Here is a 19,041-nt window from a genome sequence, read left to right as displayed (position 1 = left end):
TTGAACCGCGCCGGGAATCGTGGAGGCCGGTTGGTTTAAGTTAATGCAGGCAAGTCAGCGGCATTTCTGAGTTGCCTGTAGTAGTTTGCCTCAGCCTCAGCGGGCGGGATATAGCCGAGCGGTTCCATCAACCGATGATGGTTGTACCAGGCCACCCATTGCAGCGTTGCCAGTTCGACGGATTCCCTCGTTTTCCAAGGGGCGCGCCGATGAATCAGTTCCGTCTTGTACAGGCCATTGATCGTTTCGGCCAGCGCATTGTCGTAGCTGTCGCCCCGGCTGCCGACCGACGGCTCGATGCCGGCCTCAGCCAGCCGTTCGCTGTACCGAATGCTGACATATTGCGCCCCTCTATCGGAGTGATGTATCAATGTCCCGTCGTCACCCGGTTGGCGAGCGTACAGCGCCTGTTCAAGTGCATCCAGAACAAAGTCCGTGGTCATCGACGAACTGACGCGCCAGCCAACGATACGACGGGCGAACACGTCGATGACGAACGCCACGTAAAGCCAGCCCCGCCATGTCGAGACGTAGGTGAAATCCGACACCCAAAGCTGATTCGGTCGCTCAGCCTTGAACTGCCGGTTCACCCGATCCAGCGGGCACGGCGCGCTCGAATCGGGAGTCGTCGTGCGAACTCGCTTGCCGCGAACTGCGCCTCGCAAGCCCTGCAGCTTCATCAACCGCCCGACCGTGCAGCGTGCGACCAAGATGCCCTCACGGTTCATCTGCTTCCAGACCTTCGGCACGCCATAGACCTGCATGTTGGCCTGCCAGACACGCTTGATCTCCGGCTGCAGAAGCTCATCGCGTTTGGCGCGGGCGCAGCGTTTGGACGGATCGCGAAGCTGCGCAGCATGGCGTCGGTAGCCCGACGGGGCAATCCGCAAGACCTTGCAGATCGGCTCGACCCCGAAGGTGTCGCGATGCTGATCAATGAAGGCCTTCAGGACTTGAAACGGCGGTCGAGCTCCGCCTGGGCGAAAAACGCGCTCGCCAGCTTGAGAATCTCGTTGGTCCGGCGCAGTTCCTTGACCTCGCGTTCCAGGGCCTTGATGCGTTCACGCTCGGCCGTGCTCACGCCATCGCGCTCCCCGCGGTCGACCTCGTCGCGTTTGACCCAATCCAGCAGCGTCTGCGGCGTACAGCCGATCATCGGCGCAATCGATTCGACCGCTGCCCACATCGACGGGTGTTCGCTACGCTGTTCGCGTACCAGACGCACTGCGCGCTCCCGCACTTCCGGGGAAAATTTGCTTGCCTTCTTGTTCATGACTCGATTCTCTCAAGAATACGAGCCTCCACAAAATCCGGTGCGGTTCACCTTGGACATTTCTTGTCCGAGCGGGCTTGGCCGTCCGGAAGGTCACTGCGCTTTTTTTTCCGCCATTTCTGGTCATCGATTTGGCCATCTTGGTGAGATCACTTGGAGCTCTACGACGCCCGGGAACCGGAGGCTACGGCAGTTACTTCGGAACAGCACGGTGCAATACAAAATCTAGATCCTTGCAGCCATCTTCGAAGCGAACTCTGCTACCGCCTTTTCTATGTCCACGGGGGTTCCGAGCATCGCCGGCAGATCCTTTACCCGATGGTATATGACAGCTACCAGTTCACTTTCTGTAGGACGTGGCACAAGCCTTTTAAGGTTGGATATTGCTTGCCTAAGCTCCCTGGCATCGCTGGGATGCGAACTGAACCAGGTTGGCCTAGAGGCCCAGCATTCGATTGCTTGTTTGATGTCTTCCCGCATAAAAATTCCCTATTTGCGATCTATTGAACGTTACGGAGAGCCTAACCCATTCATAGCCCCCTTGGCGTCCTGAGTCAGGAGGCCCAGATTACGGCGGGGTACCTGGGGCGGTGAGAACTGTCATCCGGAGCCGTCTTGGCCAGCATCAAACTCACCGCCCTCCAAATTCAAACTCATCCATGATTCGGCGCAGAGCGATTGTGTCCTCCCCGTCCGGATTCGCTTCATGCTGGCGCTCGAAGAAAAACTCTACAAGATAGAACTCATCTTCGCTCCTAATTTTCCCCCGTTTAATGATGGCGCCTATCTTTTTTTCATCCTTATCAAAAAATTCAGGGAAATCATTTAATATAATTTGGTTGTATTTTTTTATAAAATCCCTTCTTTCGGTGATCGGTATGTAATTCATAAAATCGCTGGCCCCTCTGAGCCCTTGTTTTACTCCCTCAGTCAAAGTTGAAGCAGAGACGCCCTCAGCTAGTGCTTGAGAGTATTTGTTACGACCAGTCTCCCAAGAATCCTTAAATTTCAACAACACCGGGTGTTGGTAACTGGCCAAGAGAGAAACGATTTGGTCGAATATCCCAAGAAGTTTCGTCAGTTCAGCTGTTTTTTGCGATGTTCTCGTCATGAATTTCACTCGCTATTTCCAAATTCTGAATCTAGATGGGGAATTGTCCGGAAGTGCTCCAAATTCCGCCGTCGAAGCAGCGTCATACAAGAAGCCGCGTGGATTCCAATCCCCGACCCCATTAATCATGTTTCTTGTGCTCCCGCCAACACTTTGAGCGCCACCATGGAAATCTATGAGCTGTTGCTCCCGCCCACGTATTGCATCTCTATTAACAGAGAACTTATCCAAGACCGGGGAAGCAAATCCCTCTGCATTCAGATGGCCTTGCTGTAGCCCTCGCCGGCGCACCAGCGTATTGGGATCACCATACCCTGAAGTTCGCCCGCAATACACCTGCTGTGTGATTGGATGAGTCCTTGTATACGTCGCATGGTAGTACGGCAGCCGATTGGGGGTATCACCTGTCAAAAGGAGTGGTAAGAGCAACCCCGCCGGCTTGACTGATGGTACGGGTACGGAGTTGGGTATCGAAATGGGCGCCGGCACCGCAATGGAGCCAGTCAAGCCCAACGGATCCATCCATCCCACAGGATTCGGTGCGAACTGGTACAGACTCAACCCGCCTGCAAGCCCAATCGGATCTTTCGATACGAAGCGCCCACTACTAGGATCGTAGTACCTGTGCCGGTTGTAATGCAGCCCGGTCTCATGGTCATGGTATTGCCCCTGGAACCGGATGGAGTTGGCGATCAGTGCCTTCCCCGATGCCTTCCTGATTGCCTCCTGCGCAACACCCCAGGCGCGGTACTCCGCGCTCCACGCAATCTCACTGTGCTCGTCGGTCAGCTCCTGCGGCGTGCCGAGGTGGTCGCACTGGTACCACGCCAGGCTGTTGATGGCTGGTGCGGGCGGCGGCGGCAGCCATAGCGGGTCTTCATCCTGCCGGTAGTAATCGCCGTACTCCGGCTGGTCGAGCAATTCGATGGCGTCGTCGCGCACCGCCTGCGCTACCGGCACAAAGCTGCCGGGTTCGTACACGTAGTGCGTGGTGCGTGCGCCAAAGCCGTCCTCGTCGGCGATCTTGCTTTCCCAGGCCAGCGTATCGCCGTCCCAGCCATACAACGTGAAGCCGCATTGCAGCGCGCGGTTGCGTTTCACACGCTCGGCGCGGTTCCAGTGTGGCCCCGCTTCCCTTCTTTCCTCGTAGTGCGCCTGGCTGTGCTTGGACAGGCGCCGCCCGAGCGCATCGTAGGTGTAGTCGACCTTCAGGCGCTCGTCTTCGTAGTGGGTCAGGCGGTCGAACAAATCCCACGTAAAACGGTCTTCCTTGCCGTTGTGCCAACGTTGCGTGAGGTTGCCGCGCGCGTCGTACTGGTAATGGGTGCCGGCGTATTGCTTGAGCAGGTTGTCCAGCGCCTTGATGCGCGGCATGCGCTGGCGCTCGGCTTCGCGCTGGGTTTCCGGGTCGATGAGGTTGCTGGCCGGATCGAAGTCAAACGTCTCGTGGCCGAGCCGGCTTTGCGCTTCGAGCAGGCGGCCCACCGGATCGTAGCGGTAGGCGAGCTGCCCGCGCCGCGTGTCGTTGATGTCGGTGAGCTGGCCGCTGGCGTCGTAGCGGTAGCGACGCACCAGCAGGCGGTTGCCGCCGCCAGTGCGTGTGGGCGCAGGCGTGTCGCGCGCCAATACTTGCTCGCTCAGCCGCCCCATTGAATCCCACTGCTGCGTTTGCAGCAGACGGTTGCCTTGCAGCCGTGCGACCTCGCGGTGCAGGTCGTCGCGCTCGTAGCTGACCAGCTCGCGCTCATCGAGCTGCAGCGCCAGCAGGTGGCTGCTGCCGTAGGTGAGCCAGCTGACGCGGTGACCATCCGGGCGCACGGTAGCGATGCGCTGGTTCAGCGCATCGTATTCGTGCTGCCACACGCCCACCAGCGGCTGGCCCAGGCGGGTGTAGTGCTGGTGCTCACGTACCAGGTTGCCGGCCGGGTCGTGGAACCATTGCAGGCGACTGTCGGCGTTGCTGGCCAGTGCGAGGTTGCCGTTGAGGTCGTAGGCGAAGCGCTCGATCTGCCAGTCGGCCTTGCGCGGGGCAGCGTCGCCGGTTTGCAGCGCGGCGCGCCGCTCGGTGAGGCGGCCCATCGGATCGAAGGTATAGGCGGTGATGCGCTGCCCGTCGATGGCACGCGCCAGCTTGCCGGTCTCCTCCTCGTACTCGTAGCGCGTGATGGCACCGTCGAAGCCGGTTTCCGCCAGCAGACGGCCCACCGGGTCGTAGTGGAACTCGGCATCGCGGCCGTTCTCGTTGCGCAGCGCGGTGAGCTGGCCGAGCTTGTCCCACTGATAGCGTAGGGACTGGCCGGCGGCGTCCACCCGCTTGGCCAGCAGCCCGGCCTCGGTGTAGTCCCATTCGGTGCGCCGGCCCAGCGCATCGATGTGGGTTAGCAGCCGGCCCTCTGCGTCGCGCTCGAAGTGCTCTTCGGTATCGTCCGGGTAGCGGATGGCGGCGAGCTGGCCGGCCTCGTGGCGGTAGCGGGTGACCTGGCCCGCTGCGTCAGTGAACTGGGTGAGCTGGCCGCGCTCGTCGTAGGCCCATTCGCTGGCCTTGGCCGAGCAGTCCACGTAGCGAGTGAGCTGGCCGCTGCTGTTGTACTCGAGCTGCCTGGTCTTGCCGTTGGCATCGGTGATGCCGATCGGCAGGCCCATCAGGTTGTACGCGTACTCGGTCTTGTTGCCCAGCGGGTCGATGGCCTCCGTGAGCCGACCGCGGGTATCGTAGTCGCGCAGCCAGAGGCCGCCCTCGGCGTCGCTGATCTTGATGAGCTGGTCTTTGCTATCCCACGCGTAATGCACGGTGGTGCCGTCCGCACGGATGTGCTCCAGCAGGTTGCCGTTCTCGTCATAGGCATAGCAGTCCTCGCTGCCGTCCGGGTGGATATGCTGGACGACGTTCTTCGCCCCATCGCGGAACAGCCATTCCTCACGCTGATCGGGATGGATGATGCGGTACGTGTAGCCGAGGTGGTCGTAGTAGTGCCAGGTCTCCTGCGTGTAGCCGAGGTGGTCGTAGTAGTGCCAGGTCTCCTGGCCATGGGCATCGGTGACGTAGGTAAGGCGGATGTTCTCGTCCCACTCCAGGCGGGTGTCGAAGCTGCCGTCGTCGGCCCATTCGCGCACCGCTTTAGCATCCGCGCCCTCGCCCTGCCACACCAGGTTCATGCCGCGGCCGGTGCGGTCCGTGTAGCGGGTGATCAGGTGGTGCTGGTACTGGTAGGTCCATGCGGCAGCATTCTCGTCTTGTGCCAGCGTGAGGTCGCCCGCTTCGTCATAGCGGTACAGGCTGAGGCGGCGCAGGGGTTCGTGCTCGCCCATCAGCCACAGGCCGGTGATGCGGCCCGCTTCGTCCACCAGGGTGCCCAGGTGGGTATGCGGCTGACTGGGATCGTCCTGGTAGGTGATCAGGTCCGACAGCACCGCGCGATTGCCAACACGGTGGTCGTAGCCGAGCAGCATGCCGGCGCCGCCGCGCAGCTCGATCCGCACCAGCAGGTAGCGGTCGCCGTGGCGCTGGTAGGTCTCGCGGCGTTCGTAGCCACGACACAGCACCAACTCATGATCGCGTACACGAACCAGGGTGAGGTCCTCGATGCGATCTTCATGGAACTGTCCGACCTTGGGCAGCGGGTAGTCGTGGCTGCGCCCGTCGGCGCCATGGTAGCGCAGGCCTTCGCCCCGCACGTCGAAGCGCGTGGTGTATGGCGTGATCCAGCGCGCGCCCAGCTCGCCATCATCGAAAGCGCCCTGGCTGGAGCGGTAGGTGCGGGTCCATTCAATGGGGAACGGACCCGGCAAGGCGAAGTCGGTATGCGCGATGGTCTCGCTGCCCATGGCGAAGCTGATGCTGCTGCCGGTGCCTGACGGCGCTCCGATCTTGCACACGTTGGCGTCTTGGTCGGCCGGGCGTTCTTTGACGCGTGCCTCAAGTGATTCACCTGGATGGAGCGATCCAGCCCGGCTCGTCGTATCGGTCTTGATATTGGCGGCCAGGTAACGGCTCGGCCCTCGCGCTTCGAGCGACCGATGCAATCCGGCGACGATCCACCCGACACTACCTTGCGTCGACGGATTGGCCTGCGCGCGCACCTGGCTGGCCAAGAGCGCGGCGAACTGGCGCAGTAGCTGGGCGTTTGCGGCGATCTTGGCGCGTGTTTCTTTTGAAAGGCTTTGTGCCGGTGCGCTCTGGCTTGTGGTTGCGGCATCGCGCTGAAACTGAAGCGCCGCGTCATAGAGGTTGGAAAACGAGTCGGAGGGGTCGCGCCACGACTTCCCTGATTCGCTTTTGCCGGGCGCTGTACCGACAACGTTGTTCGCCTGAGTCAGGGTCTCCAGACCGCTGGCGAGGTCCAGTATGAGGCTTTCGCCAAAGGTCGCGGCTTCATCCAGCAAACCGGGTAGCCTTTGTTGGGTCTGCTGTACAAAGTCGTCCAACTCGCCCCGAATGCTGCTGTTCAGATTGACCGTCAACGTGTTGAGCAGGGCCTCGCTGACCAGGGATTTTTCGCCAGTCAGTTCCTGTCGCGCAAGAAAAAGTGCAGGCCGCAGCGTCATGCGGGCAGGCGCGGTGGCCGGGGCCGGCATCAGACCGATCAGATTGATGCTTGCGATCGCCCAGTCCGAGGTATCACGGTCCTCGCGTGTGGTGAGGGTGACGATATCGCCCAGCAGGTCTGCCAGATTGAGGATGTTACGGACCGCTGGCAGATTGCCTGCAACGGTGCGCAGGCGATCCAGGGTCACTGCTCCGTCGGTGATTGCGCCCAGCCATTGGCCAAATGCATCGATGGTCAGCGCCACGTCACCCAGTTGGATCTGGTTGAGCGGAGCGACTGTGACGGGACGTGCGGAAGAGGCGGACGCTTCAGGTGCTTGGCTTGCCATCGGTGCTCCAGGAACTGAGCACCTACAACTACTGCCTCTAGTGAAGGAATGACTAGCAGCAGGCTCTCAGCATGTGGACGTACATGAAATTCTCCAGGCACAAGCGTGCGCAATTACTCGCGATTTGAATATAGGATCGATCTGAAAAGCCGTTTAGATGGGCGGCTAACTGTACAAAATTCATTTCACCGCAAACGCGGTGGTTGTAAAGCAGTGCATACCGCGCTCGACGTTGCACCGATGCGTTATGCGGCCACGGCACTAGGACGATTGTGCTAGGTCACTCAGGTAGTCGGCCCATGCTTGCATCAGCTACTTCCGGTCTGCAAGCAGGAGAGCCTTGTTGTAGGTGACCCGTACTTTGTCGCTTTCGATATGGGCGAGTTGCCTCTCAATAGCATCCGGGTGATAACCGTTTTCATTGGTTCACGTTGAGAAAGTCGTGCGCCAGCAGTGCGGTGTTGTACCGCGCCCCAGGTTCATATCGCGCATGGCGTAGCTGAGCCGATTGGGCGTTGTGAAACCCTTGGCACTGCGGTGCGGGAACAAATAGTGACCGCCACCCGTGATGCGTTGCAGGTCTTTCAGGACTGCGATGGCTTGCGGGGAAAGTGGACTGATATGGTCACGTCGCGCTTTCATCTTGGCGGCGGGGCGGCGCCATACCGCGTCCTTATAGTCGAACTCGTCCCATTCAGCATCCGCAGGCTCGCCCGGACGACAAGCCGTCAGGGCAATCAAACGCAAGCAAAGTGCGGTTTCCGGATAGCCTCTGTACCCCTGCAACGACTGGTAGAGCCCATGAATTTGTTCGCGGGTCATGACGGCTTTGGTCTCACTGACCGGGATACGGAGTAGCCCGCGCAGGTTAGGGATCGGATTGGATTCAGCCAGACCCCGCATCACGGTGAATTCAAAGATGGCAGACAGGTCACCCTTGATGTGGATCGCTGCCCACGTGCCAGATACATTGCAGTCCAACAGCGGGCGAATCTGCTTGACGCCAATGTCGCTCATCGGCATCCCATCGACCTTGGGAGACAGGTACTTCCTGATGCGGGATTCTTTCGTGAGGTAGGAGCTGGGCGCGAAAACTGGCTTGATCTCGGCTAAGTCCGCCTGCGCCACCTTGGCGAACGAGCTTGCACGAGGGCGTTTGCGGCCTTCCAGTGGGTCAAGGTTGGTTTGCTTGACCCGTTGCCGCTCATGGGCAGGGTGAATGCCTTGTTTGACGAGTGCACGCGCCCGTTCCCGGGCGGCGCGCGCCTCTGCAAGACCTATTCGGGGAAAGCTGCCAATGGCAAAGAGATTTTCTTTGCCTTGCAGGCGGTATTTCCACCGCCAAAGCTTGCCGCCGGTTGGCTTGACCAGCAGGAACAAGCCCCCGCCGTCTGAAAGTTTCCGGTCTCGATCAGCAGGTTTGACCGACTTGATCTCGGCGTCGGTGAGTAGATTCTCGGGCATCGTTGGACGCCACTGCGGGGAGAAGTACCCCCACGGTTGAACACGAGTACCCCAACGCTACCCCCAAATTTTTCAGAACTCGATGAACAATAGGAACGCTCAGGAAACCGTATTGTTTTGCAAGCCCTTAATTTTAAAAGGTTTGCTCAGTCCGCCGAGCGCTGCTGAGTTCAGAAAAAATCGTCAGACGTTGAACAGGAAGTTCATCACATCGCCGTCGTGCACGACGTATTCCTTCCCTTCCGCGCGCATCTTGCCGGCTTCCTTCGCACCCTGTTCGCCCTTGTACGCGACGAAATCGTCGAATGCGATCGTCTGCGCGCGAATGAAGCCGCGCTCGAAATCGGTGTGGATCACGCCGGCCGCTTGCGGCGCCGTGTCGCCGATATGGATCGTCCACGCGCGCACTTCCTTCACGCCCGCGGTGAAGTAGGTCTGCAGGCCGAGCAGCTTGAAACCCGCGCGGATCACGCGGTCGAGGCCCGGCTCTTCCATGCCCATGTCGGCGAGGAACGCTTCCTTGTCCGCATCGTCGAGATCGGCGATTTCCGCTTCGATCGCTGCGCACACCGCGACGACCGGCGAGTTCTCGCTTTCCGCGTACTTGCGCACTGCGTCGAGATGAGGGTTGTTCTCGAAGCCGTCGTCCTTCACGTTCGCGACGTACATCGCCGGCTTCGCCGTGATCAGGCAGAACGGCTTGAGCAGCGCCTGCTCGTCGTCCGACAGATCCAGGCCGCGCACGGCCTTGCCCTGGTCGAGATGCGCGCGAACCTTTTCGAGCACCGCAGCGAGCTTCACCGCTTCCTTGTCGTTGCCCGACTTCGCGGCCTTCGAGTAGCGCGTGAGCGCCTTCTCGACGGTGCCGAGGTCGGCGAGCGCGAGTTCGGTGTTGATCACTTCGATGTCGTCGATCGGGCTGACCTTGCCCGCGACGTGGATGACGTTGTCGTCCTCGAAGCAGCGCACGACGTGCGTGATCGCATCGGTTTCGCGGATGTTCGCGAGGAACTGGTTGCCGAGGCCTTCACCCTTGCTCGCGCCCGCGACGAGGCCTGCGATGTCGACGAATTCGACGACGGCCGGCACGATGCGCTCCGGGTTGATGATCTCGGCGAGCGCCTTCAGGCGCGCGTCCGGCACCTCGACGATGCCGACGTTCGGTTCGATCGTGCAGAACGGGTAGTTCTCGGCGGCGATGCCGGCCTTGGTCAGTGCATTGAACAGGGTGGACTTGCCGACGTTGGGCAAGCCGACGATGCCGCATTTGAGACTCATGGAATCCTTCGGACGGGTAAGGCGGCGCGGCCGGACAGGGCACGGCGGCGCGGGAAAATAGGGACGGCCGGCGCGTGGGGCGCGGCGGGCCGACGTTCAAAGGCGCTATTGTACCGTGCCGACGCCCCGGTTTCCGGCCTTCCCCCGAATGCCCGATGCGGCGGGCCGTCGCGCTGCCGGGCCGGCCCGCGATTATGCTGATTTCCCGCAAAGTCCGGCCGCGTAAGGGATTGGCCCCGCGGCTATAATGCCCGCCATGACTGCCCACCACACCTTCGACGTCGCCGTGGTCGGCGGCGGGCTCGTCGGCAAGACGGCCGCGCTCGCGCTGACCCAGTCCGGCTACAAGACCGCCTTGCTCGCCCAGCCGGCCACGCCGCGCCCGGCCGATCTCGCGTTCGACACGCGCATCTACGCGCTGTCGTCCAGCTCGCAGGCCTTGCTGGAGCGGCTGCGAGTCTGGCAGGCGCTCGATCATGGCCGGCTCGCGCCGGTCTACGACATGCGCGTGTACGGCGATGCGCACGCGGAACTGCATTTCTCCGCGTATCAGGCCTCCGTGCCGCAACTGGCCTGGATCGCGGAATCGTCGCTGATCGAGACGTCGCTCGATGCCGCGCTGCGGTTCCAGCCGAACCTCACGTGGTTCGATGCGCGTGCGCAGGGCTTCGACGTGCACGACGACGCGGCCGTGCTCACGCTGTCGTCGGGGCAGGTGCTGGAAGCCGATCTCGTCGTCGGCGCCGACGGCGCGCATTCGTGGGTGCGCTCGCAAATGGGGGCCAAGGTCGAACGGCGCGACTACCGGCAAACCGGCGTCGTCGCGAACTTCAAGGCATCGCTGCCGCACCGCGAGACGGCCTGCCAGTGGTTTCACGAAGGCGAGATCATCGCGTTGCTGCCGCTGCCGGACGGTCACGTATCGCTCGTGTGGTCCGCGCACACCGCGCACGCGGACGAATTGCTCGCACTCGATCCGGCGCAGCTCGCGGCCGAAGTCGAGCGCGTGTCGCACGGTCAGGTCGGGGCACTCGAATGCGTGACGCCCGCGGCCGGCTTCCCGCTCGCGCTGCAGACCGTCGACAAGCTGATCGCCCCGCGTGTCGCGCTCGTCGGCGATGCCGCGCATCTGATCCACCCGCTCGCGGGGCAAGGGATGAACCTCGGGCTGCGCGACGTCGCCGCGCTCGCCGATGCGATCGCGAACAAGGAGAGCTTCCGCAACCTCGGCGATACGGTGCTGCTGCGCCGCTACGAGCGTTCGCGCCGCGAGGACATCCGGGCGCTGATGGTCGCGACCGACGGGTTGCAGCGGCTGTTCGCGGTGCCAGGCTCCTTTGCGAAGGCGGTGCGCAACGCGGGCATGGCGTTCGTCGGTGCGCAACCGCTCGTGAAGCGCTGGCTCGTGTCGGCCGCGCTCGGCTGATCGAACCTTCGCGCCTTCGGCCTGTCGGACAGGGTTCCGTTACGGCGTACACTGTGACGTGCACTCCGATTGAGCTGAAGGAACTACAGGATGAAAAAAACGATCCGCATCGCATCGCTGGCGCTGGCCGTCACGATGGCGACGCTCGGCTGCACCGCGCAGGCCGACCAGACCACCGACAAGCTGAAAGCCACGCTGCAAGCGCGTCTCGGCAACGACGCGCCGATCAAGAGCGTGTCGAAATCTCCGGTCGCGGGCCTGTACGAAGTGAACCTCGGTACGCAGATCATCTATAGCGATGCAGCCGGCGACTACGTGCTGCTCGGCGATCTCGTCGACACCAAGACGCACAAGAACCTGACCGACGCGCGCCTTTCCGACCTCAACAAAATCGATTTCGCGAGCCTGCCGCTCGCGAACGCGATCAAGGTCGTCAAGGGCAACGGCGCACGCAAGATCGCTGTGTTCTCCGATCCGAACTGCCCGTACTGCAAGCGCCTCGAGACGACGTTGCAGTCGATCGACAACGTGACCGTCTACACGTTCCTGTATCCGGTACTGTCGCCCGATTCGACCGCGAAGTCGAAGGCGATCTGGTGCGCGACCGACCGCGCGAAAACCTGGCAGAGCTGGATGCTCGACCATCGCGTGCCGACCGGCGCCGGCACCTGCGATACGACCGCGCTCGACAAGAACCTCGCGCTCGGCCGGGGGATGAACGTTACCGGCACGCCGACGATCTTCCTGCCCGACGGCCGCCGCCTGCCGGGCGCGGTGTCGGCCGACCAGCTGAACCAGGCGCTCGCGTCGAGCAAGTAAACTGACCGACACCCCGGGGCTGCATGGCCCGGCCAGCGAGGGGCGCCCGCGATATCAGCCGGCGCCTCTCTTCGTTTCCGCTGCCGTATTCCGTCCGATTTTCGTCCGATTCCCACGATGACCCAGCCGATCCGTTATTCGATTGCCCCGAAAGATCTTGCCGCGCACCTGTTCGAAGTGTCGGTGACGGTCGCCGATCCCGATCCCGAAGGCCAGCGCTTTTCGCTGCCGGTGTGGATTCCCGGCAGCTACCTCGTGCGCGAGTTCGCGCGCAACATCGTGACGCTCGCCGCGTTCAACGACGCGGGCCGCAAGGTGCGGATCGCGAAAACCGACAAGAACACGTGGCAGGCCGCGCCGGTGAACGGCGCGCTGACGCTGCGCTACGACGTGTACGCGTGGGACCTGTCGGTCCGCTCCGCGTATCTCGACGAATCGGGCGGCTTCTTCAATGCCACGGCCGTGTTCCTGAGCGTCGCCGGCCACGAGGCTGCGCCGTGCGAGGTCGACATCGCGAAACCGGCGGGCCCGGCGTTCCGCACGTGGCGCGTCGGTACGTCGCTGCCCGAGGCACGCGGCACCCGGCGCTATGGGTTCGGCGGGTACCGCGCATCGAACTACGACGAACTCACCGACCATCCGGTGACGATCGGCGAATTCGCGCTGGCGACGTTCGACGCGCACGGCGTGCCGCACGACATCGTGATCGCCGGGCGCGTGACGCAGCTCGACATGGAGCGGCTGCGCGCCGACCTGAAGCGCGTGTGCGAGGCGCAGATCGCGCTGTTCGAGCCGAAGTCGAAGAAGGCGCCGATGGACCGCTACGTGTTCATGACGCTCGCGGTCAGCGACGGCTACGGCGGCCTCGAGCACCGTGCGTCGACCGCGCTGATCTGCAACCGCACCGATCTGCCGGTGAAGGGCCGGCCGGAGACGACGGAGGGCTATCGCACGTACCTCGGCCTGTGCAGCCACGAGTATTTCCATACGTGGAACGTGAAGCGTATCAAGCCGGCCGCGTTCGTGCCGTATGACCTCGCGCGCGAAAATTACACGTCGCTGTTGTGGCTGTTCGAGGGCTTCACCTCGTATTACGACGATCTGATGCTCGTGCGCAGCGGGCTGATGTCGCAGGACGAATATTTCGCGGCGCTCGGGCGTACCATCGGCGGCGTGCTGCGCGGCACGGGGCGGCTGAAGCAGAGCGTCGCGGAAAGTTCGTTCGACGCGTGGATCAAGTACTACCGCCAGGACGAGAACGCGACCAATGCGATCGTCAGCTACTACACGAAGGGTTCGCTCGTCGCGCTCGCGTTCGATCTCGCGATCCGCGCGCAGACGCGCAACCGCAAGTCGCTCGACGACGTGATGCGCTTGCTGTGGCAACGCTACGGACGCGAGTTCTATCGTGGCAAGCAGGCGGGCGTCGAGGAAAACGAGGTCGAGACGCTGATCGAGGAAGCGACGGGCGTCGCGCTCGGCAGGCTGTTCTCCGACGCCGTGCACGGCACGCGCGACCTGCCGCTCGCCGAATTGCTCGCGCCGTTCGGCGTGACGCTCGCGCCGGAAGTCGCGCCTGGCGCGGCCGCGAAGCCGACGATCGGCGCGCGCCTGCGCGGCGGCGCGGACTGCACGCTGGCGGCGGTATACGAAGGCGGCGGCGCGCATCGCGCGGGGCTGTCGGCCGGCGACACGCTGATCGCGCTCGACGGGCTGCGCGTCACCGGCACGAACCTCGACACGCTGCTCGCGCGCTACCGCCCGGGCGACAAGGTCGAGGTGCACGCATTCCGCCGTGACGAGCTGCGGACCGCGAAACTGAAGCTCGACGGGCCGGACGTCGCGCGCTACCGGCTCACGGCCGCTGCAAAGCCGGCTGCCGCGCACAAGGCCCGGGAAGCCTGGCTGAAGGGCTGAGCATGCACGAGCGGGTTTCGGGGCGCGATCAACGATTGTTCTGCTGTTGCAACAATCCGTCGCCTTGAACCCGCTTTTTCGCGACCATGCGGCCACGCACAATGGCGTCACTCGCGCTACCGAAGCGCAACCAAACCGGAGCCTGACATGACGACCATTCTGCAAATCAATTCCGCGGCGCGCTCGCAAGGTGCGCAATCCACGCTGCTGGCCAACGAACTGACGGCAAAGCTGCAACAATCGAACCCCGGCGCGAAGGTCGTGGTTCGCGACCTGCTGGCCGACGCGCTGCCGCACCTCGATGAATCGGTGCTCGGCGCATTCTTCACGCCGGCCGACCAGCGCAACGCGGAACAGAATGCGATCGTCGCGAAGAGCGATGCACTGATCGCTGAACTGCAGGCCGCCGACATCATCGTGATCGGCGCACCGATGTACAACTTCGGTGTCTCGTCGCAACTGAAGACGTATTTCGACTGGATCGCCCGTGCAGGCGTCACGTTCCGCTACACCGAGAACGGTCCGGAAGGCCTGATCAAGGGCAAGAAGGTTCACGTAGTGACGGCGCGCGGCGGCAAGTACCTCGGCACGCCGAACGACAGCCAGACGCCGTTCCTGCGCACGTTCCTCGGCTTCATCGGCTTGACCGACGTGAGCTTCATCCACGCGGAAGGCCTGAACCTCGGGCCGGATGCACAGAGCGCCGCGCTCGCCGGCGCCCGCGAAGCGATCGCTGCCGCGTAAGGCCGATGCGGGTGCGTTGCACCCGCTGCGTCGCCAGATGAAAAAAAACGCCGCGTCCCGAAAGGGGCACGGCGTTTTCACGTGATGCAGACGAAAGCGGGAAGTTGAACGCGGAACGGTTACGCGAGCGTTTCGGCCACCTCCGGCAGGCGCCAGTCGATCGGCTCGCGACCCGCTTCGACCAGATAGTCGTTCGCGAGCGCGAAGTGGCGGCAACCGAGGAAGCCGCGGTGTGCGGACAGCGGCGACGGATGCGGCGCCTCGAGCACGCAGTGCGCGCTCGCATCGAATAGCGCGCGCTTCGCCTGCGCATGCGCGCCCCACAGCATGAACACGAGGCCGCGATGGCGGCTGGCGAGTTCGCGGATCAGCGTGTCCGTGCATTGTTCCCAGCCGCGCCTCGCGTGGCTCGCGGCCGCGCCGCGCTCGACCGTCAGCACGGTGTTGAGCAGCAGCACGCCCTGGCGCGCCCAGGTATCGAGGCAGCCGTGACGCGGCGTGTCGTGGCCGAAATTCGCGGCGATTTCCTTGAAGATGTTGCGCAGCGACGGCGGCGTGCGCACGGCCGGCGGCACCGAGAACGCCAGGCCATGCGCCTGCGGCGTACCGCGGTCGTCGCCGTGGTACGGGTCCTGGCCGAGGATCACGATCTTCACGTCGTCCGGGCTCGTCAGGCGCAACGCCCGAAACACGTCGGTCGGGTAGACCGTCTTGCCGGCCGCGCGTTCGTCGTCGACGAAGCGGCACAGCGGTGCATACGCATCGCTGTCGATGAAGGGTTTCAGCACGTCGCGCCAGACGGCCGGCAGCCCGTCGAACTGCGCGGCGAGGTGTGGGACGTGCGCGGCGGCAGCGGGCTGCGGCGCGGCGGAGGCCGGGGCGGCTGCCGCGGTCTTCTTTGCGGGCCTGCGCCCAGCGGCGGCCGGTGCGGGCGCCGAGGCGGAAACATCGTCCAGCGCCGTTTCCGGCACGGGATCGTCGAACAGCGACGCCTGTTGCGGCGTGCGGAGAGTCTTGCGGGTTGCCATGCGTGATGCGGGTTTATTGCGCGCGCAGCCGGTAGCCGCGCTGCGCCTTGCTGATGTTTTCGGGGGCGAGGCCCGGCAGCGCTTGCTGCAGTTCGGCGGCGAGTGTCGCGAGCGCAGCTTCCGGGCCGTCGATCAGTTCGAGTTCGATTTCGCTGATCGGTTCGCGGCGCGTATCGTTTTCCGCCTGGACGACGATCTCGCCGATGTCCACTGCGGCCTCGACGGTTGCGCCGCCGATTGCGATGCGCCACAGCGTACGCGAAAAATCCGTCCGGAACAGCGCGTGCAGCGCCGGCGCCGCGTCGCGCAGCGCGGTGGCCGCGTTCGGCACGTCGCACGCGGCGACGAGCGCATCGATTTCGAGCGCATCGCCGGCGACGGGCAACTCCCATTCATGGCGGCGATGCAGGCCGGCTTCCGCGCTGCCGACCGTCTTGAACGTCTGCAGCCAGCCGTGCGGCGTGCGGCGCACGCGCACCGCGCTCTTCGAACGGGCCAGCGCGAGATCGGGCGTGTCGTAGTAGACGTTCGCGAGCGCGATGACCTCGCCGGCTTCACCGGTCAGCGTCTCGAAAAAGCGCCGCGCGGCATCGGCCTGACCGGCCGGCAGCGCGAGCTTGATTTCCTTTTCGATCGCCATCAGAAGAACATCCGCGCGAGTTCCTCGCCCGGCTGCTCGGCGCGCATGAACGCCTCGCCGACGAGGAACGCGTTCACGTTCGCCGCGCGCATCGTGTCGACGTCGGTGCGCGACAGGATGCCCGACTCGGTCACGACCATGCGGTCCGGCGGAATCATGTCGAGCATGTCGAGCGTGGTCTGGATCGACGTCTCGAACGTTCGCAGATTGCGGTTGTTGATGCCGAGCAGCGGTGTCTTCAGCGTCAGCGCCTGTTCCATCTCGTCGCGGTCGTGAACTTCGACCAGCACCGCAAGGCCGAGCGAGTGCGCATACGCCTCGAGGTCCTGCATCAGCGGCGTGTCGAGCGCGGCCGCGATCAGCAGGATCGCGTCGGCGCCCATCGCGCGCGCTTCGAGAATCTGGTACGCATCGACGATGAAGTCCTTGCGCAGCACCGGCAGCGTGCAGGCCGCGCGCGCTTCCTCGAGATAGCGGACACTGCCCTGGAAGAATTGCTCGTCGGTCAGCACCGACAGGCACGCGGCGCCGTGCGCCGCATACGAGCGTGCGATGTCGGCCGGCACGAAATGCTCGCGCAGCACGCCCTTCGACGGGCTCGCCTTCTTGATTTCGGCGATCACCGCCGCGTTGCCGGCCGCCTGCTTCGCACGCAGCGCGCCGACGAAGTCGCGGAGGTCGCGCGCGGATGCGTCCAGCTTCAGTGCCTCGAGCGGAGTGCTGCGCATGGCCGCCGCGACTTCGTCGCGCTTGACGGCGATGATTCGGTCGAGAATGTCGCTCATGTGGGTTCCTGCTTGATTCGTAAAGGGAGTCAGCGCTTGAACTGCTGCGTGAAACGCACGAGTTCGTCGACCTTCGCGCGCGCCTTGCCGCTCGCGACTGCTTCGCGGGCGAGCTGGATGCCGTCCGCGATCGATTCGGCGATATTGGCCGCATAGAGCGCGGTGCCCGCGTTCAGCGTGACGATCTCGCGTGCGACGCCCGGCTTGTTGTCCAGCGCGCCGAGCAGCATCGTGCGCGATTCTTCGGCATTTTCCACCTTCAGCGTGCGGTTCGACACCATCTGCAGGCCGAAGTCCTCCGGATGGATCTCGTATTCGTGAACCTCACCGTCGCGCAATTCGCCGACGAGCGTCGCGGCGCCGAGCGACACTTCGTCCATCCCGTCCTTGCCATACACGACCAGCACGTGCTGCGCGCCGAGGCGCTGCATCACGCGCACCTGGATGCCGACGAGGTCGGGATGGAACACGCCCATCAGCTGGTTCGGCGCGCCGGCCGGATTGGTCAGCGGGCCGAGGATGTTGAAGATCGTCCGCACGCCGAGCTCGCGGCGCACGGCCGCGATGTTCTTCATCGCCGGATGATGGTTCGGCGCGAACATGAAGCCCATGCCGGTTTCGGCGATCGACGCGGCAACCTGGTCGGGCTGCAGATCGATGTTCACGCCGAGCGCCTCGAGCACGTCGGCGCTGCCGGACTTGCTCGACACGCCGCGGTTGCCGTGCTTCGCGACCTTCGCGCCGGCCGCGGCCGTGATGAACATCGACGCGGTCGAGATGTTGAACGTGTGCGAGCCGTCGCCGCCCGTGCCGACGATGTCGACGAAGTTCGAGTTGTCCTGCACTACGACGTGGTTCGCGAATTCGCGCATCACGGTCGCGGCGGCGGCGATCTCGCCGATCGTCTCCTTCTTCACGCGCAGCCCGGTGATGATCGCGGCCGCCATCACGGGAGACATGTCGCCGCGCATGATGAGCCGCATCAGGTGCAGCATCTCGTCGTGGAAGATCTCGCGGTGTTCGATCGTGCGTTGCAACGCTTCCTGCGGGGTAATCGTCATCGTGCGTCTCCCGTCAGGCCGCCGGCGCGGCCGCCCGGGCCGTCGCGCGATTCTGCTTCAGGAAATTCTCGAGCAGCGCGTGGCCGTGCTCGGAGAGGATCGATTCCGGGTGGAACTGCACGCCTTCGATCGGCAGCGTCTTGTGACGCACGCCCATGATCTCGCCGTCGTCGGTCCACGCGGACACCTCGAGGCAGTCGGGCAGCGATTCGCGTTCGATCGCGAGCGAGTGGTAGCGGGTGACGTCGAAATGCTTCGGCAGGTCGGCGAACACGCCGCGGCAGTCGGTTTCGATCCGGCTCACCTTGCCGTGCATGATGGTCTTCGCGCGCACGACGCGGCCGCCGAATGCTTCGCCGATCGCCTGATGGCCGAGGCAGACGCCGAGGATCGGTTTCTTGCCCGCGAATTCGCGCAGCACGTCCAGCGTAATACCCGCGTGCTGCGGGTTGCTCGGGCCGGGCGACAAGCAGATGGCGTCGGGGTTCAGGCGCGCGATCTCGTCGAGCGTGATTTCGTCGTTGCGGTACGTGCGCACGTCCTCGCCCAGTTCGCCGAAGTACTGGACCAGGTTGTAGGTGAACGAGTCGTAGTTGTCGATCATGAGCAGCATGGTCAGT

At 63.6% G+C, this 19,041-nt stretch carries 14 protein-coding genes and 1 other annotated feature; of the genes, 4 read left to right on the top strand and 10 right to left on the bottom strand.

All coding sequences use genetic code 11. The features are described from left to right. Positions 1-35: 35 nt before the first annotated feature. The 5 genes from WS66_RS27295 to ychF all read right to left on the bottom strand — a co-directional run bounded on the left by WS66_RS27295 (position 36) and on the right by ychF (position 10,001). A protein-coding gene (locus WS66_RS27295; protein ID WP_108064622.1) for an IS3 family transposase occupies positions 36-1,273 on the bottom strand; the annotation gives its coding sequence in 2 pieces (ribosomal slippage) (positions 36-982 and positions 982-1,273; 1,239 coding nt in all). Next, positions 876-992, bottom strand: a sequence feature (AL1L pseudoknot). (Overlaps the previous gene by 117 nt.) A 631-nt stretch (positions 1,274-1,904) precedes the next feature. Next, the gene (locus WS66_RS33815) at positions 1,905-2,393 is read right to left on the bottom strand and encodes a hypothetical protein (protein ID WP_159086587.1); all 489 of its coding nucleotides are present in this window, start codon (positions 2,391-2,393) and stop codon (positions 1,905-1,907) included. Positions 2,394-2,396: 3 nt separating this feature from the next. Further along, positions 2,397-7,259: an RHS repeat-associated core domain-containing protein gene (locus WS66_RS27285; protein WP_108064733.1), complete on the bottom strand. Its 4,863-nt coding sequence runs from the start codon at positions 7,257-7,259 to the stop codon at positions 2,397-2,399. Between the two features lie 426 nt (positions 7,260-7,685). Beyond that, on the bottom strand, positions 7,686-8,723 hold the full coding sequence (locus WS66_RS27280) for a tyrosine-type recombinase/integrase (protein ID WP_236872960.1): 1,038 nt from the start codon (positions 8,721-8,723) through the stop codon (positions 7,686-7,688). Between the two features lie 183 nt (positions 8,724-8,906). Then, the gene (gene ychF / locus WS66_RS27275; protein ID WP_059608048.1) at positions 8,907-10,001 is read right to left on the bottom strand and encodes a redox-regulated ATPase YchF; all 1,095 of its coding nucleotides are present in this window, start codon (positions 9,999-10,001) and stop codon (positions 8,907-8,909) included. Between the two features lie 247 nt (positions 10,002-10,248). Between ychF and WS66_RS27270 the strand changes: the two genes are divergently transcribed. The 4 genes from WS66_RS27270 (at position 10,249) to WS66_RS27255 (ending at position 14,907) form a co-directional block, all read left to right on the top strand. After that, complete coding sequence (locus WS66_RS27270; RefSeq protein WP_059608049.1) at positions 10,249-11,427, top strand: UbiH/UbiF family hydroxylase; 1,179 nt, start codon at positions 10,249-10,251, stop codon at positions 11,425-11,427. Between the two features lie 90 nt (positions 11,428-11,517). Then, entirely contained in the window at positions 11,518-12,246 is a 729-nt protein-coding gene (locus WS66_RS27265) for a DsbC family protein (RefSeq protein WP_059608050.1), read from the top strand. A gap of 117 nt (positions 12,247-12,363) precedes the next feature. Continuing rightward, the gene (locus WS66_RS27260; RefSeq protein ID WP_059608051.1) at positions 12,364-14,163 is read left to right on the top strand and encodes a M61 family metallopeptidase; all 1,800 of its coding nucleotides are present in this window, start codon (positions 12,364-12,366) and stop codon (positions 14,161-14,163) included. 147 nt (positions 14,164-14,310) lie between these two features. Next, positions 14,311-14,907 (top strand): FMN-dependent NADH-azoreductase, encoded by a 597-nt coding sequence (locus WS66_RS27255; RefSeq protein ID WP_059608052.1) that lies wholly within the window; start codon positions 14,311-14,313, stop codon positions 14,905-14,907. A 119-nt stretch (positions 14,908-15,026) separates the two neighbouring features. On the opposite strand, the gene WS66_RS27250 is transcribed toward WS66_RS27255, so the two are convergent. From WS66_RS27250 to WS66_RS27230, 5 genes are read right to left on the bottom strand one after another with little or no spacing between them, the layout of a single operon-like run. Beyond that, positions 15,027-15,935 (bottom strand): uracil-DNA glycosylase, encoded by a 909-nt coding sequence (locus WS66_RS27250; protein ID WP_059608053.1) that lies wholly within the window; start codon positions 15,933-15,935, stop codon positions 15,027-15,029. Positions 15,936-15,948: 13 nt separating this feature from the next. Then, the gene (locus WS66_RS27245; RefSeq protein ID WP_059608054.1) at positions 15,949-16,575 is read right to left on the bottom strand and encodes a CYTH domain-containing protein; all 627 of its coding nucleotides are present in this window, start codon (positions 16,573-16,575) and stop codon (positions 15,949-15,951) included. Beyond that, positions 16,575-17,360: an indole-3-glycerol phosphate synthase TrpC gene (gene trpC / locus WS66_RS27240; RefSeq protein ID WP_059608055.1), complete on the bottom strand. Its 786-nt coding sequence runs from the start codon at positions 17,358-17,360 to the stop codon at positions 16,575-16,577. Before trpC ends, WS66_RS27245 begins: the two co-directional genes overlap by 1 nt. Positions 17,361-17,389: 29 nt before the next feature. Then, entirely contained in the window at positions 17,390-18,421 is a 1,032-nt protein-coding gene (gene trpD / locus WS66_RS27235) for an anthranilate phosphoribosyltransferase (RefSeq protein WP_059608056.1), read from the bottom strand. Positions 18,422-18,434: 13 nt separating this feature from the next. Beyond that, positions 18,435-19,034, bottom strand: coding sequence for an aminodeoxychorismate/anthranilate synthase component II (locus WS66_RS27230; protein ID WP_059608057.1), 600 nt, complete (start codon positions 19,032-19,034; stop codon positions 18,435-18,437). Positions 19,035-19,041: the final 7 nt, after the last annotated feature.

It is taken from the genome of Burkholderia sp. LA-2-3-30-S1-D2 (genome assembly GCF_001523915.2).
Taxonomy (GTDB): Bacteria; Pseudomonadota; Gammaproteobacteria; order Burkholderiales; family Burkholderiaceae; genus Burkholderia; species Burkholderia diffusa.
This window is presented reverse-complemented; position numbering and strand designations above follow the sequence as displayed.

What these genes read in the sequence shown, in the direction of transcription:
- WS66_RS27285 (WP_108064733.1), bottom strand. Translation starts at nt 7,259, where the DNA reads ATGGCAAGCCAAGCACCTGAAGCGTCCGCCTCTTCCGCACGTCCCGTC.
- WS66_RS27255 (WP_059608052.1), top strand. Translation starts at nt 14,311, where the DNA reads ATGACGACCATTCTGCAAATCAATTCCGCGGCGCGCTCGCAAGGTGCG.
- WS66_RS27280 (WP_236872960.1), bottom strand. Translation starts at nt 8,723, where the DNA reads ATGCCCGAGAATCTACTCACCGACGCCGAGATCAAGTCGGTCAAACCT.
- WS66_RS27270 (WP_059608049.1), top strand. Translation starts at nt 10,249, where the DNA reads ATGCCCGCCATGACTGCCCACCACACCTTCGACGTCGCCGTGGTCGGC.
- WS66_RS27245 (WP_059608054.1), bottom strand. Translation starts at nt 16,575, where the DNA reads ATGGCGATCGAAAAGGAAATCAAGCTCGCGCTGCCGGCCGGTCAGGCC.
- ychF (WP_059608048.1), bottom strand. Translation starts at nt 10,001, where the DNA reads ATGAGTCTCAAATGCGGCATCGTCGGCTTGCCCAACGTCGGCAAGTCC.
- trpC (WP_059608055.1), bottom strand. Translation starts at nt 17,360, where the DNA reads ATGAGCGACATTCTCGACCGAATCATCGCCGTCAAGCGCGACGAAGTC.
- WS66_RS27250 (WP_059608053.1), bottom strand. Translation starts at nt 15,935, where the DNA reads ATGGCAACCCGCAAGACTCTCCGCACGCCGCAACAGGCGTCGCTGTTC.
- trpD (WP_059608056.1), bottom strand. Translation starts at nt 18,421, where the DNA reads ATGACGATTACCCCGCAGGAAGCGTTGCAACGCACGATCGAACACCGC.
- WS66_RS27230 (WP_059608057.1), bottom strand. Translation starts at nt 19,034, where the DNA reads ATGCTGCTCATGATCGACAACTACGACTCGTTCACCTACAACCTGGTC.
- WS66_RS27265 (WP_059608050.1), top strand. Translation starts at nt 11,518, where the DNA reads ATGAAAAAAACGATCCGCATCGCATCGCTGGCGCTGGCCGTCACGATG.
- WS66_RS27260 (WP_059608051.1), top strand. Translation starts at nt 12,364, where the DNA reads ATGACCCAGCCGATCCGTTATTCGATTGCCCCGAAAGATCTTGCCGCG.